The sequence below is a fragment of the Winogradskyella pulchriflava genome, from assembly GCF_042434315.1.
Lineage (GTDB): Bacteria > Bacteroidota > Bacteroidia > Flavobacteriales > Flavobacteriaceae > Winogradskyella > Winogradskyella pulchriflava.
This window is the reverse complement of record NZ_JBHLTQ010000001.1, coordinates 951,137-964,012: the sequence shown is the minus strand read 5'-3', so window position 1 is coordinate 964,012 and position 12,876 is coordinate 951,137. Positions and strand designations below refer to the sequence as shown.

Sequence of the window (12,876 nt, the reverse complement as noted above, 5' to 3'; positions counted from 1 at the left end):
TTATTGATGAGTGGCATTGGCCTCGCTCAAAATATTGAAGAAAACATTTATGTAGCTACAGAAACATTTAATGCTAATCCCAATAATTCAACATTAAGCGCATTGAATGATAAAATTGTGGTATTTGAAACCCAAATAACAACGAAGAACGAGTACTATGCCTTTATTAATTTACTGGTTAATAAAGCCTACTACTTATCAGAAAACAACAAGATTAAAGAGGCAATTACCACATACGAAAAAGCACATCAGTTATATGAACAACATGAAATTAAAACCTACGATATTGTAGAATACGGTCTTATTCCATTGGGAATTCTTTATCATAAAACCAATGCCTATTTAAAAGCAGAGCGGATAATTACATACTACATTGAATTAGCAAAAAAACAAGGTAACGAGCAGCAGCAAATCACAGGAACTATTAATCTCTCCAAGCTATATCAGTCCTTAAACAAACACACCAGTGTTATAAATATTGTTGAAAAAGGGTTACAATTAAAAGGACTTTCAAAACAACAAAAAAGCAGTCTCAATTATATAAAGCGAAAAAGTGAGCTCTTATTAAGTAGTAACCAAAAAAAACTTCTGTTAGAAAACGATATTATAGTTGGAAATCCTGATATGAGTGAAACAGAAGATTTTCAACTCAACTATGAAACCGCATTAAAAAATGGTGATTATGAAAAAGCCCTTAGCAATTTCAATAGGTTAAAAACTCTAAAATTAACGCAACTCACCTCTGCGAGAAACAAAGCAAGGTTTAATTTTCAAGAAGCCCAATTGTATTATTTATTAGGCAAGAACGACCGTGCTCTATCTAGGCTTAATAATACCTTGGCTATTTTACTGCCAAATTATAATGGCAATAAATTGCCGGAAAAATCAGATTTATATCCTGAAAACACATTTATTGATGTTTTTGATTTGTTAGCAGAACTACAAACTGATGCAGAAGAATCCTTAAAATGTTATTCGTTAAGTTTTTATGTTGCGGAGTTATTGACTGAAGATAATACAAGCCAAGAAAGTCTTATCCTCAATGCCTCTGTTAACAGAAATCGAAGTGAAAAATGTATCAGCATTTTATATCAACTTTATAATGTTAAAAATGAAACGAGCTATTTTGAACGTGCTTTTGAATATGCCGAACGCCATAAAGCCTTAGCCTTAAAATGGTATAACAATAAAAGAATCCTTTTAAAAAAAAACCCAACAGATAGTTTACTTATAAAGGAATCTGAATTATTACAGCAACAACAGGTACTCACCAACAGATTACTAAACCGACCTATTAATAAAAAGGGATTAAATATTCAAGATAGTTTGAGGCTACAGCTTATCGTTATAGGTAATGATTTAAAAGATTTACAAAAACGTATCAACAAAAAATACGAAGTAGAAAACAGACCAAGTTTAAAGCAATTAAAAACAAAATTAAGTAATGACAAAGCTTGCTTGGTAGAATATTTCCATGGCAAAAATGATATTTATCAATTTATAATATCACCAAACCATTTTGATTTTAAAATAATTAATCTAAACGCATCTCGTAAAAAAGCCATTACAGGTTTTATAGATTATTTTAATGATGCATCTGCTATAAATAATAATAGCTCTAAATTCTCATTAGATGCCTTTAACCTATATCAGCTTTTACAAGTTAAAAACGTGAGCTCTTTTACCAATGTTATTATTGTACCAGATGGGATTTTAAATTTTATCCCTTTTGATGCATTATTAACAGAAGCCACCTCATCCACATCTTATACAGCAATGCCTTTTATGGTTAAAAATCATAGATTAGCTTATAATACAAGTGCTTTGTTTTATTTACATAACAAACCATACATATTTCATAATTCTGCGCTAGGTGTTTTTCCTGTTTTCGAAGATAGCAATCAAAAGTTAACACATTCCGTCACGGAAGCAGAGTCTATAGATGACGAAGTTAACGCCAAATTTTTAATGTATAATGCCGCAAAAAAACAAGAAGTATTAGAACAAGCTCGTAATTATAGTATATTACATTTATCTACACATGCCAATGGTGGTAGTTTTACAATTCCTGCCCATATAGATTTTATAGATGCTAAACTCTACCTCAACGAATTGTATAGCCTAAATTTAAACAATGACCTCGTTGTATTAAGTGCTTGCGAAACTGGTGTTGGTATGTTACAAAAAGGTGAAGGTAGTATGAACCTAGCTAGAGGATTTAAATACGCAGGCGTTGATAACATTATATTCTCATTATGGAAAATCAACGATTTGTCAACCACACAACTAATGTCTTCCTTTTACAGGCATTTAAGCCAAACAGAATCAGCTTTTAGGGCCAACCATAAATCCAAACTAGACTACCTCAACGATTCTAATATTTCAAATATTAAAAAATCACCTTACTACTGGAGTGCTTTCGTTTATTACGGAGACTTAACGGTAGAGAAAGAAATGAATTACACAAAATATATTATCTATGTAATAGTTATTATAGGTATTGGCTTAATTTTGTGGTTTATCAATAAAAGAAAACATGGAGATTACCCTTAAAGATTTTTTACTTTTAAAAGGCTATTCCAAAGTCAAGTTAAAGCTCACAAAAACAAATCATTTTGAGATTAAGGCTTCAATAAATGGAATTAAAGGACGCTTTATTTTAGACACAGGAGCCTCTAGTAGTTGTGTTGGTTTTGAAGCCATTGAACGCTTTAATCTCAAGGTAAAAGATTCTGAAATAAAGGCAGTTGGCGCTGGTGCCTCTAATATGATGACGCAGATTTCGAGTTCTAATGATTTAAAAATTGGATCTTGGAAGAAGAAACGCGTTGCTTTAATTTTATTTAATCTATCTCATGTTAACACTGGACTGGTTAATCATAATGCAGATCCTGTAGATGGTATTATTGGTGCAGATATTTTAAAAAAAGGGAAAGCCATAATAGACTATCAAAAAAAATATCTCTATTTAAAGCTGAAAGAAATTTCATAGGCTAAAGATTCTTAGTATATTTAAGATTCAGTTGAATTATTAGCAAAATGAACCCTACCATCATCATTGCAGACGACCATCCTCTGGTTCTTAAAGGTCTGGAAGAATTTTTATTTGAAAAAAAATTTAATGTATTAGCGAGTGCAAAGAATGGTAAAGAAGCACTTGCTTTAATAAAAGCCCATGTGCCAGACATTGCCGTTTTGGATATTAAAATGCCGTTTTACACAGGTTTGCAAATTGCAGAAAAATGTAAAGAAGCTAATCTACAAACAAAAATCATCCTTATTACTTTCGAAAAAGACGAGAAAATTTATAACGAAGCCAAAGCATTAGGTATTTATGGTTATGTTTTGAAGGAATTTGCATTAGAAGAAATAGAAAACTGCATTGCATCGGTTATTAAGGAGGTTCCTTACTTTAGTCCAGAGCTTTTAGCATATATTGAAGTTGATAAAGCACCCGATGGATTAAGTACTTTAACCGAAAGAGAAATTAAGATTTTTAAGCTCATTGGTGCTAACAAAACAGCAACTGAAATAGCAACTGAGCTGTTTATTTCGGTAAGAACTGTAGAAAAACACAAAAATAACATTAGACGAAAACTTGCACTAGACTCAAAATCAGCAAGTTTGTATTTATTCGCTAAAGAAAATTTAAAATATCTCTAAAAATACGTAGTTCTACGTATAGTATTGCATTACTTTATTTATGACCTTTACATTGTTATTAATTAAGGGTTAATAACGAGCTATTAATTAGTTCTTAGGGGATTATCTTGAGCCTTGATGTAAGTCAAGGCTCTTTTTTATGAAAAAAAATCAAAAAATACGTAGTTCTACGTATAGTATGGCTTTATAATTATTTGCAATTTTACATCAGCTATTAATCAACGCCTCAGGTTAAATTCATTAAGGCTCTGAATAGCTTATGATTCAGAGCCTTTTTTAAAAAAATTTATATTATGCACACAATGAAAGATAACACTTCAAAAAGAGATAGAGTTTTTATGACACTATTAATCTTATGTTCAATAATTGTGATATCCGCTAATATCGCTGTTAATTTTTTTAGTTAATTTTAGTTAGTTGTTCCTAATAAAATAGGAGAAAAAAAGCGCAATTATTTAATAATTGCGCTTTTTTATTTTTATAAAACAACCTTACATTTCCAAAGCTTTCTTTGGGTTGTTATCCATTAATAACTCTGTAGGGTTCTCTAAAGCTTCCTTTACTGCTACCAAGAAACCAACTGATTCTTTACCATCAATAATTCTATGGTCATAAGATAAGGCTACAAACATTATTGGTCTAATTTCTACCTTTCCATCTATAGCAACAGGACGTTCTACAATATTATGCATCCCTAAGATGCCACTTTGAGGTGGATTAATAATTGGTGTAGATAACATACTACCAAACACACCTCCATTAGAAATTGTAAAGGTTCCTCCTGTCATTTCATCAACAGTAATTTGACCATCCCTTGCTCTTATAGCAAGACGTTTAACTTCAGATTCAACACCTCTAAAAGATAAGTTTTCAGCATTTCTTATAACAGGCACCATTAACCCTTTTGGTCCAGAAACGGCAATACTAATATCGCAAAAATCGTAAGACACCATCTCTTTACCATCTATCATAGAGTTAACTGCAGGATACATTTTTAATGCTCTTACTACTGCTAACGTAAAGAAACTCATAAATCCAAGACCAACTCCGTGCTTAGCCTTAAAGTCTTCTTTGTATTGCTTACGTAATTCGAAAATAGGTGACATATCAACCTCATTAAATGTGGTTAACATGGCTGTTGTGTTTTTTGCTTCAACTAAACGCTCTGCTACTTTACGACGTAACATTGACATCTTGCTACGAGAAGTTCCTCTATTACCTCCTGTTGGAGTTCCCATAGAAGGTACAGCATTTACCGCATCGTCTTTAGTAATACGTCCGTCTCTTCCTGTTCCAGAAACTGAACTTGCGCTAATTCCTTTCTCATCTAGAATCTTCTTTGCTGCTGGGCTTGGAGTTCCAGTAGCATACGTTTTAGATTCTGTAGTTGCAGGTTTTGGTTCCTCTTTTTTAGGAGCTTCTTCCTTTTTCTCTTCTTTAGCTGGCGCTTCACCACCTTCTGGTTTTGCTGCACTAGTGTCAATTAAACACACCACAGCACCAACTTCTACCGCGTCACCTTCTTCTGCTTTTAGTGTAATTGTTCCACTTGCTTCAGCAGGAAGCTCCAGTGTTGCCTTGTCACTATCTACTTCTGCAATGGCTTGGTCTTTTTCTACATAATCTCCATCTTGCACTAACCATTCTGCAATTTCTACCTCAGTAATTGATTCGCCTGGCGAAGGCACTTTCATTTCTAAAATCATGCTCTTTATTTTATTAAGCTCTAATTTGAGTTGTTTTTAATTTCTATCTCTGATTGTTTTTGGTCTTATCAAAAACATAATCTATAACTTGTTGATGTCTAATTTTTGAACGCACAGAACTACCAGCTGCTGGTGCACCATAAGGTCTTCTACTTGCAGATCTAAACTGTTTAGCTTCTTCCAAATGCATCAATATATGGCTATAGGCACCCATGTTTCTTGGTTCTTCTTGTGCCCAAACAATATCATCCGCATTCTTATACTTTTTAATAATAGCTCTCATCGCTTCTGTTGGTAGCGGAAATAACTGTTCTATTCTTACTAAAGCAACATCTTCTCTACCCAGTTTTTCTTGCTCTTCTAATAAGTCGTAGTAGAATTTACCAGTAACAAAAACTAAAGTTTTTATCTTATCTGCTTTAGCATTTTCATCATCAATTAGCATTTGAAAACTTCCATTTGCAAACTCTTCTACCGTAGAAACTACTTTTGGATGACGTAATAAACTCTTTGGCGTAAATACAATTAATGGCTTTCTATAATTGGCCTTCATTTGTCTACGCAGAAGGTGAAACATATTGGCTGGTGTTGTACAATCTGCAACAAACATATTATCCTTAGCGCAAACTTGTAGATACCTCTCCATACGACCAGATGAATGTTCTGCACCTTGTCCTTCATAACCGTGAGGCAATAACATTACCAATCCATTAGATGTTTTCCATTTATCTTCACCAGAAGATATATATTGATCTATCATTATTTGGGCTCCATTACTAAAGTCACCAAATTGCGCTTCCCAAATGGTTAATGTGTTTGGACTAGCCATAGCATAACCATAATCAAAACCTACAACACCATACTCTGATAGTAACGAGTTATATATATTGAATTGACCTTGGTTTTCTGATATGTTTTTTAGTAAAACGATTTCTTCCTCGCTATCTTCTACTTTAACAACTGCGTGTCTATGTGAAAAAGTTCCTCGTTCAACATCTTGCCCAGAAATTCTAACATTAAAGCCTTCAGCTAAAAGTGTTCCGTAAGCCAAATGTTCTGCCATAGCCCAATCTAATCGATTTTCATCAAACATAGCTTGGCGCGATTCAATTAACCTTTGAATTTTACGAATAAACTTTTTATCTGCCGGAAGATTAGAAATCACTTTGGTGATGTCTTTTAAAAGTTTTTTGGACACTGTAGTATCAACTTTATCCATCATCACAACTTCGGTAACTCTATCTAGACCTTTCCACTCTTCTTGCATAAAGGCCGTAATCTCAGTCTTATCGATCTTACGAGAATCTACAAGATTTTCCTCTAGCTTATCTTTGTATTTAGACTCTATGTAGTTAACATAACCTTCATCAACAACACCTTCTGCAATTAGCTTTTGTGCATAAATATCTCTCGGATTTTTATGTTTGGCAATAGCTTTGTACAACATAGGTTGTGTAAACTTAGGCTCATCTCCTTCATTATGACCGTATTTTCTGTAGCCTAATAAATCTATGAATACATCGCGCTTGAATTTCATTCTAAAATGCAATGCAAAAAGCGCTGCATGTACAACTGCTTCGGCATCATCTGCATTAACATGAAGCACTGGAGATAATGTTACTTTACCTACATCTGTACAATATGTACTAGAGCGACCATCTAAATAGTTTGTTGTAAATCCTATTTGGTTATTTACAACAATATGAATTGTTCCATTAGTTTTATAACCATCTAATTGTGCCATTTGCACAACTTCATAAACCAAACCTTGTCCTGCAATAGCTGCATCACCATGCACCACAATTGGAAGCACTTGAGAGGCATCTGAAATCTCATCTTTATCTTGCTTAGCTCTTGCAATACCTTGCACTACTGCACCTACAGTTTCTAAATGCGAAGGGTTAGGTGCAATATTTAGGTTTATTTTTTTTCCATTGTAGGTCTCACGATTACTCGTCCAGCCTAAGTGATATTTAACATCACCATCAAAAATTTCCTCTTCATAATCCTTTCCATCAAATTCGCTAAAAATATCTTTTGCAGATTTTCCAAAAATGTTTGTCAGTGTGCTTAAACGGCCACGATGTGCCATTCCCATTACAAACTCTTTCACACCTTCATCCGCAGCTTTTTCTATAATCGCATCTACAGCAGGTATCAACGATTCATTTCCTTCTAAAGAAAATCGTTTCTGACCTACATATTTTGTATGTAAAAACGATTCAAACGCTACGGCTTGATTTAATTTTTTTAGGATGTATTTTTTTTCATCATTAGTGAAAACACTATGATTATCATTTACGTTCAATTTATTTTGAATCCATTCAATCTCACTAGGATTTCTAATGTACATATATTCAACACCTATAGAATCGCAATAAATGCTCTCTAAATGGTCAATTATATTTTGTAGTGTCGCTGTTTGTAACCCAATAATCTCACCTGCAGAAAATACGGTTTGCAAATCGCTCTTACTTAATCCGAAATTTTCAATTTCTAAGGTTGGAGCATACTTACGCCTTGCTCTAACAGGGTTTGTTTTGGTAAACAAGTGACCTCTGCTTCTATAGCCATCAATAAGTTTTACAACCTGAAACTCTTTTTGAAGTTGTTCAGGGATTTGAGTAGAAACACCTTCAACAAGTTCTCCATCCATGCCATAATTCTCCGATCCAAAATCGTAACCTTGAAAAAAGGCACGCCAACTTGGTTCTACAGAATCAGGATTTTTTTGGTATTGTTCGTATAAATCAGCAAAATATGCTGTATGTGCTGCGTTGAGAAAGGAATATTTATCCATTATTTTTTATGAGACGTTATCGTTTCAACAAAATTTCTTCAAAAATACAACTTTTGCCAAATATAGATGCGGTTTTATTATATTTATAACAATTTGAAACAACAATTATTAATATGGTAAATTATACATTGAATAAGATTATAAAAAATAATATTTCTGCGATTTTAATATGCTTTTTTATCTCCTTTTCATTTTCACAAAACGACACAACTGCATCTAATGACTTTTGGAAAAATGTTCAGTTTGGAGGTGGTATTGGATTGAATTTTGGTGACGGTTTTTTTAGTGGAGCATTAGCACCTGCTGCTTTATATAGACACAATGCTTACGTCGCTACTGGTGTAGGTCTTAATTTTCTATATAGCTCTCAAAAAGATGTTTTTAAATCCACAGTTATGGGAGGTAGTGTTATTGGATTATTTAACCCTTATAGAGAGTTGCAAATATCTACTGAGTTTGAGCAACTACACGTCAGCAGAAACTTTGATGAAGAATTTGTAAGCAATGCTGATGACAAATACTGGTATCCTGCTTTATTCTTAGGACTTGGCTACACAAATGGCAGTATGACTTTTGGCATACGGTATGACGTTTTATATGACAAAGATAAAAGCATACAAAACCAAGCTTGGATGCCTTTTGTTAGATTTTGGTTTTGATGGTTATCAAATTGTAATTAGTACTTCTAGGAAATTACGTTCAATGACTTGGCTATCTTCTAGTAAAATTGAAATTTTGAACTCAACAAACACTTCTTCTTCGATTTCTTCTGAAAGCACAAGTTCGTAGCTATCATCAGCATCAAATTTATCATTATTAATATAGGCTAATATATGTTCGACATCTAATAAATCATTATTCTGTTTAAGTTTAAAAAAAATGTTCAGGCTTTCTGCTGCTGCAATTCCATTAAACTCATTGTTAGCAGTTATAGTAATCGCAGTTACGCGGTTTGCCACATTGACTTTATCATTACAAGTAGTAGCATAAGCTGTATTTAAAGGTTTAATTTTACTTGATGAATATGCAAAATCATCTTCATAATCAAAATGAAGAAAAAGTTCTAGGTCATTATGATTTATGCTCTCTAAATCAAAGTCATTTTTGTCATTTACAGCAAAATAAACAGAAGATATCTTCACATCATACACGCTTTCACAACAAGAAAAAAGTACCAAATCTAGTATGCAGAAAAAAAGTATAGAGTGAATTGTTTTCTTAATCATTAACACATTTTCTATATAGATGTAATTTTCAATAAAAGGTTGCGCGTACTTTTTAAAAAATTAATTAGTAGCCCGATACCAAACCTTTTGCCACTCGCGTTGCAAGATTAAAAAAGTAACATCTTCAGAAAGTTTTACTAAATCATCACCATCTAGGGAACGAATCTTATTTTCTGAAACATCTACTTGATATAGTAAGTTAAGGTAATCGGAAAATTTGTTTTGTATAAGGTAGAAAACGGTTTCTTGTAACACCAATTTTAGACTTGTGGGTAGCGTTTCTTTATCAAATTCCAAATCTACATTGGCCAATAACAAATCCTTATTTAATTGTACAACTAACTTTTTATAAAGTCGTAGCCTATTAGCCTCAATTATTAAATCATCAAAATTAGATGGTAAAGTCATTAAACATTTCTATTCATTAGTTGCTCTCCAAATAACCTAAGCAGTTGTTTTTTATCTTCTGAAATGTTTAGAGCATTTAAAACTTCAAAAGCTTTATTGGTATAGTCCTTTACAGCAATTTGCGTTGCTTTGGCTGCGCCAGAAGTTTCAAAAACAGTCTTAACCTGCTTAACTTTGGCTTCGCCAGAAAGCGTTTCACTATTCATAAAGTCTATTAAATTCCCTTTTTCCATTTCAGAACCAAGCTCTAAAGTTTTAAGGTAGAGATACGTTTTCTTATGCTCTAAAATATCACCTCCAACCTGCTTACCAAATGTTTCAGGATTTCCAAAAGCATCTAAATAATCATCCTGCAACTGAAAAGCAATTCCTAAATAGCGTCCAAAATCATATATGGCATCCTGATTTTCATTTGAAGCTTTAGCCACAATCGCACCCATTTTCATTGCAGCACCAACTAAAACTGCTGTTTTATACTCAATCATCTTAAGATATTCGGGTATGGTAACATCATCTCGAGTTTCAAAATCAATATCGTATTGTTGGCCTTCACAAACTTCTAAAGCCGTTTTACTAAACAATTTTGCAAGGGCTTGGAATGTGCTTGGTTCATAATTTTCAAACAACTGATAAGCCAATATTAACATAGCATCTCCAGAGAGAATTCCAGTATTTAAATCCCATTTTTCGTGAACGGTTGCTTTACCTCTTCGCAAGGGAGCATCATCCATTATATCATCATGCACCAATGAAAAATTATGAAACACTTCAACGGAAAGTGCCGCATCCATAGCTTCTTTGGCATTACCTCCAAAAACCTCAGAGGTCATTAAAGTCAAAACCGGTCTAAGCCTTTTGCCACCTAACTTTAAAATGTAGTTAATAGGCTGATATAAATTATTTGGTTCTTTATCTGTAGTGAAATCCTCTAAATAGGTTAAAAAAGATTTCTGATACTGTTCTATGTGTTGCATAAAACAAAAATAATGCTTTCAACATATTTTAAACTAATGTTTGCTATGTTAAAAAAACATTAAAACTTTGGAAACTTTTTTTGTTTTTAAAGTTTCCTGTCGTAGATTTGCACCCAATTATGAGAGAAAAAATTATACATAAGTCGTCTGAACTATTTCTTACACTTGGCTTTAAGAGTGTAACAATGGATGATATAGCAAATGAAATGGGCATTTCTAAAAAAACCATTTATGTGCATTTCCCAAACAAAACAAAATTGGTAGAAGCCACAACTATGCATTTGTTTGAAACTATTTCTTGTGGTATTGACAGCATATGTGAACTTCAAAAAAACCCAATTGAAGAAATTTTTGATATAAAGCAATTTGTGATGGAGCACCTTAAAGACGAAAAGTCTTCACCACAATATCAATTGCAGAAATACTATCCGAAAATTTTTGCTACGCTAAAATCCAAACAGTTTGAAGTTATGCAAGGCTGTGTTACCGAAAATCTAAAAAGAGGATTGGAACAAGGATTATATAGAGACAATATAAATGTTGATTTTATATCTAGAATCTACTTTAGTTGTATGATAACTCTAAAAGACCCAGAATTATTCCCTCTTAAAACCTTCTCAATGAACACCTTAATGGAATATTATTTAGAATATCACTTAAGAGGTATCTGCACACCAAAAGGCCTTGAAATATTAAATAAATTATTAAAAATCAATCAAAATCAATAAATACTAATGAGAAAAACACTCATACTTATTACAAGTCTAATCATAACTTCTATTGGGTTTTCACAAGAAAAACCAACGAGTTTGTCACTTCAGGAAGCTATTGATTATGCTTTACAGAACAATCGCTCTGCCATAAACGCAGCTCGCGATATTGATGCTGCAAAACAGCAAAAATGGGAAACAACGGCTACTGGTTTGCCTCAATTGAGTGCTAAAGTAGATTATCAGAACTTTTTAAAACAGCAAGTTCAGGTAATACCAGCAGAGTTTTTTGGTGGGCAACCAGGTGAATTTGCCGAAGTTACTTTTGGCACAAAGCAAAATATGACAGCTTTTGCTACACTTAACCAAAAAATATTTGATGGTTCTTACATTGTAGGTTTACAGTCCGCAAAAGTGTTCTTGGAAATTTCTAAAAATGCAAAAGTAAAAACAGATCTTGAAGTTAGAAAAGCAGTTATAGAAGCTTATGGCAATGTGCTTCTCGCAGAGGAAAGCATCAAGATTTTTGAACGAAACATTGAGGTGCTAGATAAAAACCTTTTCGAAACACAGAAGATATATGAAAACGGACTTGGAGAAGAAGAAAGTGTTGAACAATTACAAATTACACTATCTGGTGTAAAAAGTAATTTAAACAATGTAGAGAGATTAAAAACCCTTGCCTACCAAATGCTTAATATAACATTGGGCTTAGATGTTTATAACAATCTTGTCTTAACGGATAGTTTAGAAAGTTTAACAGACCAAAACATCTCTTTGAGTATGCTAGAGGTAGAGGCAAATCCAGAAAGTACCATTGATTATCTTATTGCAGAAAATGACACAGAATCAAAATCTTTGCTTTTAAAGCTTGAAAAAAGCAAAGCATTACCGACTCTTAATGCTTTTATTAACGGAGGCTATTCTGCATTTAGTAACAAGTTTACGTTTGCTAATAGTAATCAAGATTGGTTTGGCTCATCATTAGTTGGTGTTAGTCTGGATATTCCAATTTTTAGTTCGGGTATGCGAAGTGCATCAACCCAACGCGCACAAATTAATTACGAAAAAGCCAAAACAGAGCTAACAGAAACTGAACAACGCATAAAACTTCAAATAGAATCTGCTAAAAGCGATTACCAATTTGCAATAGAAGATTATCAAAACAAAAAGGAGAATTTAGCTCTAGCAGAACGTATTGAACGTAAAAACCAAACTAAATTTTTTGAAGGTATTGGCTCTAGTTTTGAGCTTAGACAAGCACAAACCCAACTTTATACAGCACAACAAGAATTACTACAAGCCATGCTAGATGTCATAAATAGCAAAACGGCTTTAGAAACTGTATTAAATAACACAACATTAAACTAATCGATCATAAAATCAAAT

At 33.0% G+C, this 12,876-nt stretch carries 11 protein-coding genes; 6 read left to right on the top strand and 5 right to left on the bottom strand.

What is annotated here, in order from left to right:
* Positions 1-6: 6 nt before the first annotated feature.
* Genes ACFFGA_RS04240 through ACFFGA_RS04230 form a run of 3 tightly spaced genes read left to right on the top strand, consistent with a single transcriptional unit; the run spans position 7 to position 3,663 of the window.
* Positions 7-2,553 carry a CHAT domain-containing protein gene (locus ACFFGA_RS04240; RefSeq protein WP_386060112.1) on the top strand — a complete coding sequence of 849 codons (2,547 nt, stop codon included), beginning with the start codon at positions 7-9 and terminating at the stop codon, positions 2,551-2,553.
* The gene (locus ACFFGA_RS04235; protein ID WP_386060109.1) at positions 2,537-2,992 is read left to right on the top strand and encodes a retropepsin-like aspartic protease; all 456 of its coding nucleotides are present in this window, start codon (positions 2,537-2,539) and stop codon (positions 2,990-2,992) included. The genes ACFFGA_RS04240 and ACFFGA_RS04235 overlap by 17 nt, the downstream gene beginning before the upstream one ends.
* A gap of 47 nt (positions 2,993-3,039) precedes the next feature.
* Positions 3,040-3,663 carry a response regulator transcription factor gene (locus ACFFGA_RS04230; RefSeq protein ID WP_386060106.1) on the top strand — a complete coding sequence of 208 codons (624 nt, stop codon included), beginning with the start codon at positions 3,040-3,042 and terminating at the stop codon, positions 3,661-3,663.
* Between the two features lie 491 nt (positions 3,664-4,154).
* On the opposite strand, the gene odhB is transcribed toward ACFFGA_RS04230, so the two are convergent.
* Positions 4,155-5,369 (bottom strand): 2-oxoglutarate dehydrogenase complex dihydrolipoyllysine-residue succinyltransferase, encoded by a 1,215-nt coding sequence (odhB, locus tag ACFFGA_RS04225; RefSeq protein ID WP_386060103.1) that lies wholly within the window; start codon positions 5,367-5,369, stop codon positions 4,155-4,157.
* Positions 5,370-5,412: 43 nt separating this feature from the next.
* A complete protein-coding gene (locus tag ACFFGA_RS04220; protein ID WP_386060100.1) occupies positions 5,413-8,169 on the bottom strand; it encodes a 2-oxoglutarate dehydrogenase E1 component in 2,757 nt (918 codons plus the stop codon).
* Positions 8,170-8,282: 113 nt separating this feature from the next.
* On the opposite strand from ACFFGA_RS04220, the gene ACFFGA_RS04215 reads away from it, so the two are divergent.
* On the top strand, positions 8,283-8,828 hold the full coding sequence (locus ACFFGA_RS04215; RefSeq protein WP_386060097.1) for an alpha-ketoglutarate decarboxylase: 546 nt from the start codon (positions 8,283-8,285) through the stop codon (positions 8,826-8,828).
* A gap of 6 nt (positions 8,829-8,834) precedes the next feature.
* Here ACFFGA_RS04215 and ACFFGA_RS04210 read toward each other — a convergent pair whose 3' ends face one another.
* The 3 genes from ACFFGA_RS04210 to ACFFGA_RS04200 are packed head-to-tail and all read right to left on the bottom strand — an operon-like array spanning position 8,835 to position 10,777.
* Positions 8,835-9,395, bottom strand: a complete 561-nt coding sequence (locus ACFFGA_RS04210; protein ID WP_386060094.1) for a hypothetical protein — start codon at positions 9,393-9,395, stop codon at positions 8,835-8,837.
* A gap of 60 nt (positions 9,396-9,455) precedes the next feature.
* Positions 9,456-9,803, bottom strand: coding sequence for a hypothetical protein (locus ACFFGA_RS04205; RefSeq protein WP_386060091.1), 348 nt, complete (start codon positions 9,801-9,803; stop codon positions 9,456-9,458).
* Positions 9,803-10,777 (bottom strand): polyprenyl synthetase family protein, encoded by a 975-nt coding sequence (locus tag ACFFGA_RS04200; RefSeq protein WP_386060088.1) that lies wholly within the window; start codon positions 10,775-10,777, stop codon positions 9,803-9,805. Before ACFFGA_RS04200 ends, ACFFGA_RS04205 begins: the two co-directional genes overlap by 1 nt.
* 119 nt (positions 10,778-10,896) lie before the next feature.
* Between ACFFGA_RS04200 and ACFFGA_RS04195 the strand changes: the two genes are divergently transcribed.
* Both ACFFGA_RS04195 and ACFFGA_RS04190 read left to right on the top strand, forming a co-directional pair.
* On the top strand, positions 10,897-11,505 hold the full coding sequence (locus ACFFGA_RS04195) for a TetR/AcrR family transcriptional regulator (RefSeq protein ID WP_386060086.1): 609 nt from the start codon (positions 10,897-10,899) through the stop codon (positions 11,503-11,505).
* Between the two features lie 6 nt (positions 11,506-11,511).
* A complete protein-coding gene (locus ACFFGA_RS04190) occupies positions 11,512-12,858 on the top strand; it encodes a TolC family protein (protein WP_386060083.1) in 1,347 nt (448 codons plus the stop codon).
* Positions 12,859-12,876 lie beyond the last annotated feature (18 nt).